Genomic DNA, 14,569 nt, shown 5'->3' on the forward strand with positions numbered 1-14,569 from the left:
GTAAGTCTGAATTACAACCTGAGTTCGGTGAGCTTTTTCATCTAATTCTCACCGGCTGCGATTTGCAGCAAGCAAGATCGCACGGCGCATCAGGGAGGGATACGATGGCATTTATTCTGCATACATCGCAGGGGGTGGCGCAGTCTGGCGTGCGCATGCTCAGTCTGAGACGAGTCGTGGCCGGCGCATGCCTGCTGTGTAGTTGCCTTGCAGGCGGCGCATTTGCTTTGGGTTGGGTGCTGGGCCAGCATTTTGGTCCGGCGCAGCAGACGCCAGGCATTCAAGCGAGGCAGACTGACCCAGTCAAAGAACGCTTTACTTTTGATCGCCTGGGTGATGTCAGCGGGCGTTTGTTGACGCTGGAGTCAGAGGCGCGGTCTCTAGTGAAAAAACTTACAGCACTTGAAATGCTTGAGTCCCGCGTTGCCGAACTCAAGACCGGTAAGCCCGCTGTGCAGGCCGGAGTTGGCTCTCCGGCCAAGGGTGGAGCGGGAGGGCGGGTACTCGCGGCGCAATTGTGTGAGTCTGCTGCTGGCCAAGGGGGCGCGAGCGAAATTCAGATTGCAGGCGCAGAAAAGACACTGACTTGCCTGCAGGATCTGCTGCGCAAGGTCGAAGCCGCTGCGGCAACACGCAGTGTCAATTACATGGCCTTGCCCACACAGCAGCCGCTGCAGGATCAGCGTATCGGCTCGCGCTTCGGTAATCGGGTTGATCCGTTTACTGGTCGGATAGCTTTTCATTCGGGCCTTGATTTCGAGGCTGAGTCTGGTACCCCCATCCATGCTGCGGGTGGTGGCCGGGTCAAGAACGCTGGCTGGGTGTCAGAGCTTGGTTTTGTGATCGAGATCGATCATGGCAACGGCTTGCTCACGCGCTATGCCCACACCTCGAAGATGCACGTAAAAACAGGCGACCTGGTCACGCCGGGACAATTGATTGCGGCCGTCGGGACAACTGGCCGTTCGACCGGACCGCATCTGCATTTCGAAATTCTGCACAACGGACGTTTTGTGGACCCCATGTATTACCTGAATATCGGCGATAAGGTTCCGAATGTCTGAGCGTAAATCTGACCGCATTACCCGTACGCTTAGTGGTGCATCTTTTGCCTTGACCATCGACACTTCGCGGCAGCGAAAACGGTTTTTGATGCTTTTCGCACTGTGCGTCCTGCTGATGGGGGCCGGAGGCTTTTTCCTGATGCCTTCCAGTGCCGCGCCCGCCTTGCAACTTCACGAAGCGCTTGCTGCCCAGAAGACAGAGAATGCCAAGCTGCAGGCTGAACTCTCAGAGCTCAAGATGAGTTTGGGGCATGAGCGAGCAACCCGCGAATCATTGGAGCGCGAAGCAGCCAGTCAGGCTGAAGCGCTCAAGCAGGCTAACAAGAACCTGAGTTTTTATCGCAGTCATGCGGCTACTGGCGCGCAGGGCGGCCAGTAACGAATCCGGAGTCTCGCTATGTTTGGAAAAAAGAAAGATAGTCCGATCGAACTGACCAAGCTTTCCAGCCTGATCGCCGGCAATATGGAGGTGATGGGGGATGTGCATTTCCTTGATGGTTTGCGTGTGGACGGACATATCCGTGGCAACGTTTTGCCACGAAGTGGTGCAAAGAGCCTGCTCGTGCTCAGTGATCAGGGCAGCATTCACGGTAATGTCAGTGCCTACGACGCGGTGATCAACGGCACCATCGTCGGCGATCTGGAGGTTGCACATTTCCTCGAGCTGCAAGCCAGTGCCCGCGTTACGGGCAATATCAGTTATCGGCAACTGCGCATGGATTGCGGGGCGTCGGTTGAAGGCAAACTGACCCGTCTTGGGGATGCTGAGGACGCTTCCAATGTCGTTGAGCTGGCGGCGACTGCCGCTGGTGGAAGCAAGTAATTCATGTCGATTCTGTGGTGGCACTGGATCGTGATCGGCTTTGCGCTTTGCGTGGCCGAGCTTGCTTTGCCGGCACTAGTCTTGATCTGGTTGGGTGTTGCGGCACTGGCGTTGGGTTTGCTGGTGTTGCTCATCCCCATGCAGATGACACTTCAACTCTTGCTGTGGGCGGTGCTTTCGACCGCGCTTACCTTCGGCTGGCTGCGGTTTTTCCGGCGCAGGCCGGATGATCTGCGTGTCGGTAGCTCGTCCGAAGCGCTTGGCGAGATAGGGCTGCTGGTAAAGGCTGTCGAGCCTTATGTGCCGGGCGAAGTGTTGTTTCAGCGTCCGGTGCTCGGTTCGGATCGCTGGGCATGTATTGCCGAAGCGAAACTGAGTGCAGGCTCAAGGGTTCGGGTTTTGGCTGTTGAGGGCAGTTGCGTCCGCGTTGAGGCCGCCTGAACGCAGCGCGAGCGCGATCAGGATTTGCATCGACAGAGAGGTTAGATGCTGCAGTCGCGTCAAACCCTATCGGCACCAAAACATGAAGCCCAAGCGTTTTGGGCTTGGGCTTCGCAGGTCTTTGACCAAGGCACTCACGGCCCAGGTATTCGGCGGTCAGCCGTCGGACTTTTACTGAACTCTCGCCACTGACTGCGGCGGACTAAGAACCATAAAGCCTCCTGTCTCTTGTGAATCGTTCCAAGCAAAGTAGCAAGCGCTTGAAACGCATCCCAAGCTTAGCTCGTGTTGGCGGAAAGGCAATGCCCAACTGACGCAGTGTGCTGTACTAAGAAGCTGTTCACGATCTTTTCAGCAGCAAGGTTAAGAGTGCTAGGTGTATGAACTGGGGACTTGTATTGAGCTGACGCTCCGCGTTTTTCACAGTCGGCGAGACTGCTCAAGTCACGCAAACGAGCGCTCCACGGTCCAGCGCTTAGGCATAACTGCAAAGCTGTGCAATTGATTGCGCCAGCAATTGCAATTGGCCATCGTTGAAAAACGACGGGGGCGAGAATGCCCTCGTGTAGTCAAAGCCAAACCTCATCGCTATCTAACTAGGCACATTACAGAGCCTTAACTGGACTGCATTACCGGTTTGCCGGGCCTTTTTATTTTCCTCTCAGTTTGGCTTGTGAAAACGGATACCGTCATTGCCGTCATCCACCACAACCGTATCCTTTGCGCCAAATCGCCCTTCGAGGATTTCTTTGGCCAGCGGATTCTCAATGTGCTCCTGGATCGCGCGCTTGAGTGGGCGGGCGCCAAAAACAGGATCGAAGCCAGCTTTGGCGACTTCAGATAGCGCAGCCTCTGTCACGGTCAAGCCGATTTCCAGTTTGGCCAGACGATTCTTGAGGTTCTCCAGCTGAATGCGTGCAATCGACTTGATGTGCGCATCGCCCAGCGCATGGAAAACCACCACCTCGTCGATGCGGTTGATGAACTCGGGACGGAAGAAGGTCTTCACCTCGCTCATCACGGCTGATTTGATGGCCGGGTAAGGCTCGCCGGCCATCTGCTGGATCATCTGACTGCCCAGGTTCGAAGTCATTACGATCACGGTGTTCTTGAAGTCGACGGTGCGGCCCTGACCATCGGTCATGCGGCCGTCGTCCAGCACTTGCAGCAGCACGTTGAAGACGTCCGGGTGGGCCTTTTCGACTTCGTCGAAGAGCAGCACGGAGTAGGGTTTGCGGCGCACCTGCTCGGTCAGGTAACCGCCTTCTTCGTAGCCCACGTAGCCGGGCGGCGCGCCGATAAGGCGGGCCACCGAATGCTTCTCCATGAATTCGCTCATGTCGATGCGGATCAGGTGCTCCTCGGAATCAAACAGGAAGCCGGCCAGTGTCTTGCATAGCTCGGTCTTGCCCACCCCGGTGGGGCCGAGAAAGAGGAAGGATCCGTAGGGCCTGCCTTCTTCAGACAACCCAGCGCGGGAGCGGCGGATCGCGTCGCTCACGAGGCGCACGGCTTCATCCTGCCCGATCACGCGTTCGTGCAGCTTCTCTTCCATCTTCAAGAGCTTTTCGCGTTCGCCCTGCATCATCTTGGCGACCGGGATGCCGGTGGCGCGTGACACGACTTCGGCGATTTCTTCGGCGCCGACCTGAGTGCGCAAGAGCTTGTTGGCAGGCTTGCTGGTCTCCGCGCCTTCGGCCGCGTGCAGCTGGGCTTCCAGCTTGGGCAGCTCGCCATATTGCAGCTCGCTCATCTTCTGCCAGTCGCCCTTGCGGCGTGCTTCTTCCATCTGCTGCTTGAGCTGTTCGATGGCTTCCTTGATGTGCTGCGAGCCCACCACCACAGCCTTCTCGGCTTTCCAGACCTCTTCCAGATCGGTGTATTCGCGCTCCAGCCTGGCGATCTCGGTTTCGATCAGGTCCATGCGCTTTTTCGAGGCTTCGTCCTTCTCGCGGCGCACGGCTTCGCGCTCGATCTTGAGCTGGATGATGCGGCGCTCCAGCTTGTCCATCACCTCGGGTTTGGAATCGATTTCCATGCGGATGCGCGCGGCGGCCTCGTCGATCAGGTCGATGGCTTTGTCCGGCAGGAAGCGGTCGGTGATGTAGCGGTGGCTCAGCTCGGCCGCCGCCACGATGGCCGGGTCGGTGATGTCCACGCCGTGATGCAGTTCGTACTTCTCCTGCAGGCCACGCAGGATCGCGATGGTGGATTCCACCGAGGGCTCGTCGACCAGCACCTTCTGGAAGCGGCGCTCCAGCGCGGCGTCCTTCTCGATGTATTTACGGTATTCGTCCAGCGTCGTGGCGCCGATACAGTGGAGTTCGCCGCGCGCCAGTGCGGGCTTGAGCATGTTGCCGGCATCCATTGCGCCTTCGGCCTTGCCCGCGCCGACCATGGTGTGCAGCTCGTCGATGAAGATGATGAGCCGGCCTTCTTCCTTGGCGATGTCGTTGAGCACGGCTTTCAGACGCTCCTCGAATTCGCCGCGATACTTGGCACCAGCGAGGAGCGCCGCCATGTCCAGTGACAGCACGCGCTTGCCCTTGAGGGTTTCCGGCACCTCTCCATTGATGATGCGCTGGGCCAGACCTTCAACGATGGCGGTCTTGCCCACGCCGGGTTCGCCGATCAGCACCGGGTTATTCTTGGTGCGGCGCTGCAGGATCTGGATCGCGCGGCGGATTTCATCGTCGCGCCCGATCACTGGGTCGAGCTTGCCCTGACGGGCACGATCGGTGAGGTCCAGACAATATTTCTTCAATGCTTCACGTTGAGATTCGGCTTCGGCGTCATTCACGCTGGCGCCGCCGCGCACGGCCTCAATCGCGGCTTCCAGCGCTTTCTGGCTGGCGCCGTGTTCCTTGAAAAGCTTGCCAGTGTCGCCCTTGTCCTTGGCGAGCGCGAGCAGAAACATCTCGCTGGCGATGAACTGGTCGCCGCGTTGCTGGGCTTCGCGGTCGGTCACGTTGAGCAGGTTGGCGAGATCGCGGCCAACCTGTACTTCCCCATTGCCGCCCTGCACCTGTGGCAGGCGGTCGATGGCGCGGTCCAATGCGGTCTTCAGCGCCGGTACATTCATTCCGGCTCGGGTCAGCAAGGAGGTGGTGCCACCGTCTTCCTGAGCCAGCAGAGCAGCAAGCAGATGTTGTGGTTCGATGTACTGGCCTTCGTGACCCACGGCAATGCTCTGAGCATCTGCGAGGGCCTGCTGGAATTTGGTGGTGAGCTTGTCGAAACGCATGGCTGGGGCTCCTGTATCTGTCTGATGGAAACATGGGGCCCGCATGACGGGCTTTCAAGTCCGGCCGCCTGCGGCCGTAAAGCAGGAGAGGGTCTTTGCTGGGGCAATCCCTGTTGCAGCAAGGCCAGAACTTTGTGAGTGTTTTCCTGACAAGAGGAGTTTTGTATGCCAACGAAACCGGAAGACGCAGTGGCCCAGATGCAGAAAAAGAACCTTGAATCTGCCATGCGCCTCGCACAGCTTTCCATTGAGAGCTCACAGCGCATTCTGCAATTGCAGGTGGATGTGGCCCGCGAGATCTTTGATGACGGCGTGAACAGCGCCAAGGCGCTGGCTCAGGCCAAATCACCGCAGGACGCAATGGAGTTGCGGGCTCGCTATGCGCAGCACGCGGCGGACAAGATGTTCTCCTGTAGCCGCAGCATTGCCGAGATTACCTCCGATATGCAGGCCGAACTGGGCCATCTGGTGAGTGATCAGCTCAACAAGGGCGGCCAGGAAATGTTCGATGCCATGCAGCAGATGCTCAAGGGCATGCCGCTCAATAGTCACGCCGCTGCTGAAGCCCTGCAGCACACTTTTGATACCGCCCGCAAGACGCTGGAGCAGGTCGCCAAGGCCTCCAGCGACGCGTTCTCTTCCTTTGCCCAGATGCCCGGCGGAAAGAAGTAGCCTGCTCGGCTGTGCTGCAAAATAGACGGTAGAAGGCTATCCCTGCACGTGCAGCGGTGGCCCTTGCTGTCTTGCTTTCAGGCCGGGTTGCGCAGTACCTGGCGAGCCGCATTGAGGCCGGAACGCACTGCGGCCTCGATGGTGGCAGGGTAGGGGGAATTGACGTAGTCGCCCGCCAGCATGAGGTTCCTGACTGGTGTGATGGTGAGTGGGCGTACAACGCCCGGGCGGCAAGCAAAGGTGGCGCGTTTCTCGGTGATGACCTGGCTCCAGCGAGGTGCTGGCAGCTTGCGCAGGGGGAACAGGGCTTCCACTGCTTGATGTGCCTGCAGTGCGAGTTCTTCGCGCGAGAGTGCCGTGTGAGGCCCGCTGGCCGAGATCACGCCTGCCAACAGCCCTTTCTCGCCGGTGCTGCGCTGCTTGTCAAAGAGCCACTGCACGACCGAACCGGAAAGCTGGATCATCGCCTCGGGCAGGCTGACGTCCTCATCGTAGGCCAGATATACGGTGGTGATCGGTTCATGTGGCAGGGCATCGATCTGACCACGCAGGTAAGTCAGCTCGGCAAAATTACCGAGCAGACTGCTGGCGTGATAGGGCGCGGTGGCGACGATGACATGACTGTAGTGCGAGCTCTCCCCCGGATCTCCCTCCAGAAAGAAGCGCCCATCAATCAGGCTTATCTGTTTGATCGGGCTTGCGGTGTGGATCGCAGTGCCGTTCGTGCCCAAGTACACTCCGGCCTGCACCGGCAGTAGTTCCGAGAGGTCGACCCTCGGGATCAGCATTTCGGAAGCTGAGGCAGAGGCGCCGACCGAGTCGCGCAGCACATTCGCAAATACCTGAGCGGAAGCCTGTTCGGGCGGCGTATTGAGTGCCGCCACACACAGCTGGTTCCACATCAGCTCGCACAGCAGGGGCGTTTGCCGGGTGCGCTTGAGCAATGTGCTGACCGGGTAGTCCTCACCAAGCTTCCAGTCGTTTTTTTTCAGGAAGCGGATCAGGCGCAGGGCTGCAAAACGGTCTGCCCAGGAGAGCTCACGGCTGCGCAACAGGCCAACAGCCAGATGTAGCGGAGCGGGCAGGGCGGCCGCACGCAGGTTGAGGCGCCCTGGCACATGCAGCACGAAAGGCAGGCTCAGCAGGCGCTTTGGATTTACTTTCAGAAAGCGCAAGAGGCGCAGCGTTTCGGTATAGGCGCCGAGCAGAATGTGCTGACCGTTGTCCAGCCGGAAGCCATCCTTCTCCACTACGCGGGCACGGCCACCCATCACGCGAGAAGCTTCGAAGACGGTTACGTCAACGCCGGCCCGGGTCAGTTCGACAGCGGCTGCTAGGCCGGCATAGCCGGCACCGATGATGGCGACGCGGGTGCTCATTTCAGCTCTTGATCCAGGCTTTCACCGCCAGCCACAGCTTGCGCAGCGGGGTCAGCGAAACCCGGTGGGTCAGCACGCGGCAGCCGTCAGCCTCCACTTCGTGCAGGGTCTCGCGATAGATTGCCGCCATGATCAGGCCGGCGCGCTGGCTCTTGCGGTCTTCCGCCGGCAGTTGAGCCAGGGCCTGATCGTAGTATTTCTGCGCACGTTCGATCTGAAAGGCCATCAGGCGCTGGAAGTTTTCGCTGCTGCGCGCATCGAGAATGTCTTTCGCCGGGACATTGAATTGCTCCAGCTCGGATACCGGCAGGTAAATGCGTCCGCGGCGGGCATCTTCGCCCACATCGCGGATGATATTGGTGAGCTGGAAGGCAATGCCCAGGTCGTGAGCGTATTTGAGCGTCTGGCGATTCGTGTAGCCGAAGATCTCGGCCGCAAGCAGGCCTACCACGCTGGCTACCCGATAGCAGTAGAGTTGCAAGTCCTTGAAGTCAGCGTAGCGCGCCTGCTCCAGATCCATCTGCATGCCATCGATGATTTCGAGCAGTTGCTCCTGCGGAAGGCGAAAGTCGCGGACGACCTGCACCAGCGCCTTGCCGACCGGATGATCGGGCTCGCCCGCATAAATCTTGCTGACTTCCAGGCGCCACCAGTCAAGTTGGCGGGCTGCCACTTCCGGATCGTGGGTCTCATCGACCACATCGTCCACCTCACGGCAAAAGGCATACAGCGCGGTGATTGCCCGGCGCCGATCCGGGGTGAGGAAACGGAAGCTGTAGTAGAAGGATGAGCCGCTGGCGGCGGCTTTCTGTTCGCAATATTCGTCGGGAGTCATGTCATTTCATCCAAAGAGCCCGCCAGGCGAGCAGCAGCCAGTCCAGTTTGCCCAGCTCTGGGCGCTGGCGGAACACATCGTAATCCACGGCTTCGATCTGCTCGAGGATACGCAGTCCGCCTTGAACCACCAGTCGCAATTCCCAGCCGACGCGGCCCGGCAGCGCCGCAGCGAGGGGGGAGCCCTCAAGCATCATGGCACGGGCGCGCTGCACTTCATGCTGCATCAGCGCCCGAAAGGCTGCATCGCAATCTGCGGCAGCAATTTGCGTTTCGCTGACCGCAAACTGCACAAGACTTGTTTGTGGCAGATAGACGCGCTCCTTGCGCCAATCGATACCGACGTCCTGCCAGAAGTTGATCAGTTGCAACGCGGAGCAGATGAGGTCGGAGCGGTGCAGGTTTTCATCTGTAGCTTCGGCGTAGAGATGCAGCAGGAGCCGCCCGACGGGGTTGGCAGAGCGGCGGCAATAGTCGAGCAAATCCGGAAAGTCGGCATAGCGCTTCTTGACCACATCCTGCGCAAAGGCGTCAAGCAGATCTCGCAGAAGCTGGATCGGCAGGGCCCATTGGCGCACATTCAGCGCCAGACGGGCAAACAGCGGCTCGTCCGGTGTGCTGCCGGCTTCTATCTGATCAAGCTGTTGCTGGTATCTGGCGAGGCTCGCCAGGCGCTCTGCAGGTGACGCATCGCCTTCGTCAGCAATATCGTCCGCTGTGCGGGCGAAAACATAGATGGCCTCCACTGGCTCACGCAGATGGCGTGGCAGGAGGATGGAAGCAACCGGAAAGTTCTCGTAATGATCAACGCTCATGAGGGCTGCGAGTATAGCTGCCCTCAGCAGGCTTCGGCCGCGCTATAATGCGCGCCTCCTTTCGGTGTGCTGCGCTCGCAGCCCCCTCAAGGCCCAGGTGGCGAAATTGGTAGACGCACCAGATTTAGGTTCTGGCGTAGCAATACGTGGGGGTTCGAGTCCCTTCCTGGGCACCAGGATTTCAAGATTATTTCTTTTAAATCAATTGCTTGAAGTGTTTTTCAGGTGTTGTGTGTGGTAGTTCTGGGGTAGTTGTCCCGTGAAGAGGCCACCTTGAAACAACACAACCACAGCTCTCTCCTGTCCCTTCTCGTGTTCCGAATAAAGAATACTTACGTCCGTGATGGTTGGATTTACTTCCAGCGTAGCGTGCCTAAGGATCTGCGCGAGCATTACGGGACGGTTCTTATCAAGCACCCGTTAAACACCAAAGACCACCAAGCCGCATTGCGACAGGTGGAGCGCCTGAACGCCCGTTATGAATTGGAGTGGGCGCAGCTCCGCAGTGGTGCAATGGCGGTGCCCACTTCTGCTATGGCTCAGGGGCGCGAGCTTCTTCTAGCACATGGCATTGATCCGCATGACCCCTCGCCCGATGAGATTCTGCTGGGGCGACTGCTGGACCCTTTCGAGGATGCCCGCCAGAGGCACGCTGCTGGCTGTGAGGTCACGTATCGGGAGTCTGCCCCTGCGGAGTATCTGACTCCGGCGCAGCTTGCCGCCTTGGAGCTACTCAAGCCAAAGCGGGACACGATGGCGGATGCTCTGGAGGTGTATCTTGCGGAGCATGTGAAGGGTGACAGCAAAGAGTTGCGGAAGTCCTCCACTATTGCTGTGACAGGGTTTGTGGCTGCTGTTCCGAACAAGGCCATGCTGGCCCTGACGCGGGATGATGCTAAGGCATACCGGGATGCAGAGTTGGCGCGTGGGGTGAAGACCACCACAGTTCGCCGCCGCTTCCGTGCCCTCCATGCGATCTACGCCGCATACGTGCTAGAAAAAGTCATGCCGCATAGGCCCGGTCAGGCTGCTCCGGTCAATCCTTTTGGAGACATCAGGATCAAGGGGGAGGGGACTGACGCGGAGACAGGGAAGCCTCTTTCCGCTACTGACTGGCTGAAGGCTGCACAGCTCTGTCGGGAGAAGGATGACCCTATCCGCTGGCTGTTGGCGCTCCAGCTCGGGACAGGAACCCGCGTGGGGGAACCTGCGGGCCTATTGCTGGACGACCTCCGGCTAGATGGTGATATCCCCTCCGTCATTTACACCCGGAATGAAGCGCGGGGTATCAAGACCGACAAGCCCGCACAGAACGGACAAGCTGCTCGCCTGCATCGCCGGGAGGTTCCCCTTGTTGGTGCGGCGCTGTGGGCTGCACGTCGCATTAAGGAAACTGCCAAAGCCGGACAGCTCTACGCCTTCCCGCAATACATTGGGGACGACGGCAGGCTGCAGGGTGGCTCCGCTTCGGCCACGTTGAACAAATGGCTCAAGGCGCAGGGGATTGACCACACCACGCACGACTTCCGCCACACATTGCGGGACCGACTGCGGGCCGTGGAGTGCCCCAAAGAGATTCAAGACGAGATTACAGGGCACGCCGCAAAGGACACGGGAACCCGCGTCTATGGCGAAGGCCACCCTCTGAGCATCCGCCAGAAGTATCTCCAGCTCGCCGCTGGCGATTCCTAAGTCTGCTCGGGCAAACCTGACTCAAGCCATCCGCCTACAACAAAGGATTACGAAGACACGGGGAGCTCAAACTGCCTCCCTTGGCGCGGGAGCAATGGGTCAGCAGAAACGTACACATTTCCATCAATAAAGGGCAGCAGCACCCCGTACGCAGTCAAATCAGGAAACCCACCCGGCGTTGCAAGCAAAACTTTGATATCCCCCTCGTCGTGCATTTTTATATAAAGATCAGGGGAGACACGTACCCCCCGGGGTCTGATACGCGCCTCGCTTATCGCCCTTTTCAGCTCCGTAGCGGCTTGCGTAAGGAGTTGCTCATCGTCGCGGTTGCCGTGGCCGGCGTTGGAATTATCGCTTGTCATATACATCCTTTCATGTAGAACGGTCAAAAGTGCCGTCCTCACTACATGGGGACGACACCCTTGCAAATCAATCACCCGTTTTACGCGACTGGTCCCTGTGCAAAATGCACCCTGTAACGATGCACGGGAGGAGGCCTTCCAGTTTCCCCAGCCGATCCCCTCCCGTGTGCTCTCAAGTTGCCCCGGCTGGATGCCTCAGAAGTCCAACTCTCCCAAGTTCTCCGTTACGCCTCCCCAATACTCGGTGAGGACAGCAGGAATCTGGGCGTTGTACATCTCAAGAGCATCCGCAAGGGTTTCCATGGCTTGATAGGGCAGCTTTCCCAGTGCCCTGACCAGCTTGTTAGCCATCGCCTTGGCGCGTGCTTCCTTGGCTGCATCAATGTCAGGCCGCTCCAGAGGTGCCAATCCCTTGGCCTCCCTCTGTGCTGCCTCCCATCGTGTCCCGCTCAAGTCTCGCGCTGGGTGCTGGGTGAGGAGCTGCTTACTGACCCTGCGCATATTGGCGACAGTGCCATCTGCCACACCCGTGGCCCTGACGATCCCTTGCTTGCTTACGCCTGTGCCGATGACCAGTCGCCACGCTGCCGCCATGCGCTCACCCTTGGACAGCACCAGAGATGCCTTTGAGTTCCTGCGGACAGCTTCGGTGATTGCCTCATCAATGCTGACCTCAGCCCCAAGAGCCTCCACGGGCACCTCCCGGCCACCCCATTTAGCTGCCCGGTAGGCGTCCAGCCGGTGATGACCATCCACACAGACCCAGCCCTGACCAGTCCAGAAGATCAGGACAGGATCAAGGGCAGCTCCGGTGGCGGTGATGACCTTCGCCAGCTCGGCAGAGTGCATCTTGCTGACGTACTGCGGGGGCTTCCGGCAGTGGAACAGCTCAGGGGCTGTGCCGATGTCCTCCAGCAAAAGCTGCTGGGGCAACTCTGCGGGGATCGGGAGGCCGGTTTCCCGGCTCTGCTCAAGTTCTCGCTTGGCTTCCAGCATCAGGCGGCTTCCTGCTGCTGATGAGCTTCGTTAGCAGCGCTGATGTCGATCAGCCTGCGGACTTCTTCAGCGAGCCTGTCCCGTTCTTCCTCAGCTTGGCGAAGAGCCCGCTTCAGTACTGTGTCGGGCATTTCCGTGAAGAGGTTGCCCTGTTCCGTGCATGAAACGTCTTCTCCGTTCATCCATGCTTGGAATGCTGGTGCATTCGACTGCCGGGATGTTTTCAGGTACGTGCTGATTCCTTTGCGCGTAACCAGGGTAGTTCCGTTCATGCCGCTTCCGCTGAGGAGTCCTGCTGGAGCGCTCCGCATTTCTTCGGAGGGGACTACGCGGGCCAGATTGGTTGTGCTGCTGCCCCGGCTCTTCAACTCCAGAGCGCGGAGCACATCCGCCCAGACAAAGTACAAATGACCTTCTGCAACAACTCGGCGTACTCGGTAGGCTTCTCCGTCAGGGGTGATGAAGGTGGCTCCAGGAATCGCGCGGGCTTGCCGGGCCTCGGGGTGCTTGTTCTGAACCTGCGTCATATCAGCAACCCTCCTTCTTGGCCGTATGAAGGCGCTCTAGGTCTGCGTTCATGGCCTCGGCTACAGCGCGGTATTGCTGGGTCATGTCCTTCCACCCTTGGGCATGCTGTTTGTAATGCTCCGCAAGGGTTTGGTAGTGCCGCAACTCGGCCACGAGGTGCTGCTCGGTGTTGAGGGATTCAGCGAGTGCGTATTCGAGATGTTGGAGGTGCTGGGCCATTTCGGCCTTGGTCATCGTCTGTGCCATGGTTAGTTGCCTCCCTTCAGGATGCCGGCCTGTTCGCCAAGAGTTCGGCGCGCTTGGGTGTCGATTGCCACGCGGACAATCTCCCCGGTGCTCAGGCGGCGTCCGATGGATGCAACGTAGAAGCGTTGAAGGTCTTTGATCTGGTTGAATGTGCTGACCGGATAGGCGGTCTGACGGACGATGGCGCCTTCCGTGCGGACACGGTTCAGCAGCGCCGGGATGTGGCTGTGAGTCATTGCTTGGTTCCTTGTGGGAAAGATGAAAAGCCCCCGAAGCCAGCACTGGAGCGGCTGGTGGGGTGTGGGTATTGCTATGGTCAGGGTTTATCCCTGATTTATTCCATAGGCATTTCGGATGTTGGCTTTCCGGATAATGCTATGGTCGGGGTTTATCACCTTGAATCCAAACAATAACCATGTAAAACAAAGGCTTGCTGGCCTTTTTTTCATCTTGGATCGAGAGTCCAAGCAATGTCCAGCGGCTACTTGCGTCTGGATTTTTCGCGCGCTAAGGAATCCTCTCGCGCTGTCACAGCGGCCTGCTGTTTGCCACCGTCGACAACCTGAATAAGGGGCATGTCGATCATGTGCGCTGCCGCAGCCGGGATGTAGATTTCAAGCCCTTTTTCTCCCGCAGTTAGGTCGAATATGCGGGGCTGCTCGTAAGTTAGCTGTTGCACCACGTCCCACAGCCGCTCATCGTCCCCTGCGATACTTTGTGCTGAGCCGTCGCGATAGTGAATATACGTACTAAACACCAGTTCGAAGATGCGGTCGCTGGTCAGTTCTTCTGCGTTGATAACAGTATGGATCCATTCTTTGAGGACGTCAGAGTAGTTCTGGCACTCGTTGAGATACCAATCAGCCAAACCGCGATACAGCTCTAACGGGAACTCTCCGCCCCCTCCAAAGGTTTGTACGTCATCGTCGGTAACCTCGTCTGCGTTGTCGTCTCGTATGTATATGCGTTGAACAGAAAGGCAGTTCAGAACCAGCATCCTGTTGTTTAGCGTTGGTATCGCAAGCCATGCATCATCTGGGGTTGCATTTATTAGAAGCCTGCCCACTCGCTTAGCTTCCTCCAGCGTAATCGGGTACCAGCGGGTATGTTTTTCGCCGGGCAGAAGAATGCCGAGATGCCCCCAAAAGTGGCACTCATTGTCGGATGCGTAGAAGGGGAGGTTTGTGGTGAGCTTGCGGCTGATCGGATTCGTGCCAAGCAGGTCATCTACACTCGTTCCGAAAATCACAGCCAAATCGCGCAACGCTGAGAGGTTGGGCTCCGACTTTCCTGCTTCCCAGCGTGCAATCGTTTGCTGCGTGGTTTTCAGCATGTCTGCGAGCTGGCCCTGCGTAAAGCCTTGGATTTGCCGAAGTTCTTTGAGCTGCAACATAAACACCTTTTTTGTGTGTTGTACACGTATTATGGATACTGTACCGACACGCCAAAGGTGTGTCAATACTCATTTTTGGT

At 58.5% G+C, this 14,569-nt stretch carries 15 protein-coding genes, 1 tRNA gene and 1 pseudogene; 7 read left to right on the top strand and 10 right to left on the bottom strand.

The features are described 5' to 3' along the window. Positions 1–104 precede the first annotated feature (104 nt). From Q3Y64_RS03060 to Q3Y64_RS03075, 4 genes are all read left to right on the top strand, one after another. Positions 105–1,064, top strand: coding sequence for a M23 family metallopeptidase (locus Q3Y64_RS03060; RefSeq protein ID WP_303560070.1), 960 nt, complete (start codon positions 105–107; stop codon positions 1,062–1,064). Between the two features lie 88 nt (positions 1,065–1,152). Beyond that, positions 1,153–1,443 carry a hypothetical protein gene (locus Q3Y64_RS03065; protein ID WP_101943527.1) on the top strand — a complete coding sequence of 97 codons (291 nt, stop codon included), beginning with the start codon at positions 1,153–1,155 and terminating at the stop codon, positions 1,441–1,443. A gap of 18 nt (positions 1,444–1,461) precedes the next feature. Further along, positions 1,462–1,887: a polymer-forming cytoskeletal protein gene (locus tag Q3Y64_RS03070; RefSeq protein ID WP_101943529.1), complete on the top strand. Its 426-nt coding sequence runs from the start codon at positions 1,462–1,464 to the stop codon at positions 1,885–1,887. Positions 1,888–1,890: 3 nt separating this feature from the next. Then, the gene (locus Q3Y64_RS03075) at positions 1,891–2,328 is read left to right on the top strand and encodes an NfeD family protein (RefSeq protein ID WP_303560071.1); all 438 of its coding nucleotides are present in this window, start codon (positions 1,891–1,893) and stop codon (positions 2,326–2,328) included. 340 nt (positions 2,329–2,668) lie between these two features. Here Q3Y64_RS03075 and Q3Y64_RS03080 read toward each other — a convergent pair. Together Q3Y64_RS03080 and clpB are read right to left on the bottom strand one after the other, a co-directional pair. Next, positions 2,669–2,838 (bottom strand): annotated as a pseudogene (locus tag Q3Y64_RS03080) (transposase); the annotation flags it as partial. A 151-nt stretch (positions 2,839–2,989) separates the two neighbouring features. Then, a complete protein-coding gene (gene clpB / locus Q3Y64_RS03085; RefSeq protein ID WP_303560072.1) occupies positions 2,990–5,572 on the bottom strand; it encodes an ATP-dependent chaperone ClpB in 2,583 nt (860 codons plus the stop codon). A 165-nt stretch (positions 5,573–5,737) separates the two neighbouring features. On the opposite strand from clpB, the gene Q3Y64_RS03090 reads away from it, so the two are divergent. Next, entirely contained in the window at positions 5,738–6,244 is a 507-nt protein-coding gene (locus Q3Y64_RS03090) for a phasin family protein (RefSeq protein WP_303560073.1), read from the top strand. Positions 6,245–6,321: 77 nt separating this feature from the next. Here the strand turns inward: Q3Y64_RS03090 and hpnE are convergent, their stop codons facing one another. Genes hpnE through hpnC form a run of 3 tightly spaced genes read right to left on the bottom strand, consistent with a single transcriptional unit; the run spans position 6,322 to position 9,272 of the window. Continuing rightward, positions 6,322–7,623 (bottom strand): hydroxysqualene dehydroxylase HpnE, encoded by a 1,302-nt coding sequence (gene hpnE / locus Q3Y64_RS03095; RefSeq protein WP_303560074.1) that lies wholly within the window; start codon positions 7,621–7,623, stop codon positions 6,322–6,324. Between the two features lies 1 nt (position 7,624). Next, entirely contained in the window at positions 7,625–8,458 is an 834-nt protein-coding gene (gene hpnD, locus Q3Y64_RS03100; protein ID WP_101943538.1) for a presqualene diphosphate synthase HpnD, read from the bottom strand. A gap of 1 nt (position 8,459) precedes the next feature. After that, the gene (gene hpnC / locus Q3Y64_RS03105; RefSeq protein WP_303560075.1) at positions 8,460–9,272 is read right to left on the bottom strand and encodes a squalene synthase HpnC; all 813 of its coding nucleotides are present in this window, start codon (positions 9,270–9,272) and stop codon (positions 8,460–8,462) included. A gap of 91 nt (positions 9,273–9,363) precedes the next feature. On the opposite strand from hpnC, the gene Q3Y64_RS03110 reads away from it, so the two are divergent. Continuing rightward, positions 9,364–9,448: transfer RNA gene (locus Q3Y64_RS03110), tRNA-Leu, on the top strand. Between the two features lie 97 nt (positions 9,449–9,545). Then, positions 9,546–10,964, top strand: a complete 1,419-nt coding sequence (locus tag Q3Y64_RS03115) for a DUF6538 domain-containing protein (protein ID WP_303560076.1) — start codon at positions 9,546–9,548, stop codon at positions 10,962–10,964. Between the two features lie 557 nt (positions 10,965–11,521). On the opposite strand, the gene Q3Y64_RS03120 is transcribed toward Q3Y64_RS03115, so the two are convergent. The 5 genes from Q3Y64_RS03120 to Q3Y64_RS03140 all read right to left on the bottom strand — a co-directional run bounded on the left by Q3Y64_RS03120 (position 11,522) and on the right by Q3Y64_RS03140 (position 14,489). After that, a complete protein-coding gene (locus Q3Y64_RS03120) occupies positions 11,522–12,322 on the bottom strand; it encodes a hypothetical protein (protein ID WP_303560077.1) in 801 nt (266 codons plus the stop codon). After that, a complete protein-coding gene (locus tag Q3Y64_RS03125; RefSeq protein WP_303560078.1) occupies positions 12,322–12,849 on the bottom strand; it encodes a hypothetical protein in 528 nt (175 codons plus the stop codon). Before Q3Y64_RS03125 ends, Q3Y64_RS03120 begins: the two co-directional genes overlap by 1 nt. Position 12,850: 1 nt before the next feature. Then, a complete protein-coding gene (locus Q3Y64_RS03130) occupies positions 12,851–13,096 on the bottom strand; it encodes a hypothetical protein (RefSeq protein ID WP_303560079.1) in 246 nt (81 codons plus the stop codon). Positions 13,097–13,098: 2 nt separating this feature from the next. Further along, positions 13,099–13,332, bottom strand: coding sequence for a hypothetical protein (locus Q3Y64_RS03135; protein WP_303560080.1), 234 nt, complete (start codon positions 13,330–13,332; stop codon positions 13,099–13,101). 245 nt (positions 13,333–13,577) lie between these two features. Further along, positions 13,578–14,489 (bottom strand): helix-turn-helix transcriptional regulator, encoded by a 912-nt coding sequence (locus Q3Y64_RS03140; protein WP_303560081.1) that lies wholly within the window; start codon positions 14,487–14,489, stop codon positions 13,578–13,580. Between the last annotated feature and the right edge of the window lie 80 nt (positions 14,490–14,569).

Source organism: Uliginosibacterium sp. 31-12, from assembly GCF_030548425.1.
GTDB classification, from domain to species: Bacteria; Pseudomonadota; Gammaproteobacteria; order Burkholderiales; family Rhodocyclaceae; genus Uliginosibacterium; species Uliginosibacterium aquaticum.

What these genes read in the sequence shown, in the direction of transcription:
- Q3Y64_RS03140 (WP_303560081.1), bottom strand. Translation starts at nt 14,489, where the DNA reads ATGTTGCAGCTCAAAGAACTTCGGCAAATCCAAGGCTTTACGCAGGGC.
- hpnE (WP_303560074.1), bottom strand. Translation starts at nt 7,623, where the DNA reads ATGAGCACCCGCGTCGCCATCATCGGTGCCGGCTATGCCGGCCTAGCA.
- hpnD (WP_101943538.1), bottom strand. Translation starts at nt 8,458, where the DNA reads ATGACTCCCGACGAATATTGCGAACAGAAAGCCGCCGCCAGCGGCTCA.
- Q3Y64_RS03070 (WP_101943529.1), top strand. Translation starts at nt 1,462, where the DNA reads ATGTTTGGAAAAAAGAAAGATAGTCCGATCGAACTGACCAAGCTTTCC.
- Q3Y64_RS03065 (WP_101943527.1), top strand. Translation starts at nt 1,153, where the DNA reads ATGCTTTTCGCACTGTGCGTCCTGCTGATGGGGGCCGGAGGCTTTTTC.
- hpnC (WP_303560075.1), bottom strand. Translation starts at nt 9,272, where the DNA reads ATGAGCGTTGATCATTACGAGAACTTTCCGGTTGCTTCCATCCTCCTG.
- Q3Y64_RS03135 (WP_303560080.1), bottom strand. Translation starts at nt 13,332, where the DNA reads ATGACTCACAGCCACATCCCGGCGCTGCTGAACCGTGTCCGCACGGAA.
- clpB (WP_303560072.1), bottom strand. Translation starts at nt 5,572, where the DNA reads ATGCGTTTCGACAAGCTCACCACCAAATTCCAGCAGGCCCTCGCAGAT.
- Q3Y64_RS03125 (WP_303560078.1), bottom strand. Translation starts at nt 12,849, where the DNA reads ATGACGCAGGTTCAGAACAAGCACCCCGAGGCCCGGCAAGCCCGCGCG.
- Q3Y64_RS03090 (WP_303560073.1), top strand. Translation starts at nt 5,738, where the DNA reads ATGCCAACGAAACCGGAAGACGCAGTGGCCCAGATGCAGAAAAAGAAC.
- Q3Y64_RS03060 (WP_303560070.1), top strand. Translation starts at nt 105, where the DNA reads ATGGCATTTATTCTGCATACATCGCAGGGGGTGGCGCAGTCTGGCGTG.
- Q3Y64_RS03075 (WP_303560071.1), top strand. Translation starts at nt 1,891, where the DNA reads ATGTCGATTCTGTGGTGGCACTGGATCGTGATCGGCTTTGCGCTTTGC.
- Q3Y64_RS03130 (WP_303560079.1), bottom strand. Translation starts at nt 13,096, where the DNA reads ATGGCACAGACGATGACCAAGGCCGAAATGGCCCAGCACCTCCAACAT.
- Q3Y64_RS03120 (WP_303560077.1), bottom strand. Translation starts at nt 12,322, where the DNA reads ATGCTGGAAGCCAAGCGAGAACTTGAGCAGAGCCGGGAAACCGGCCTC.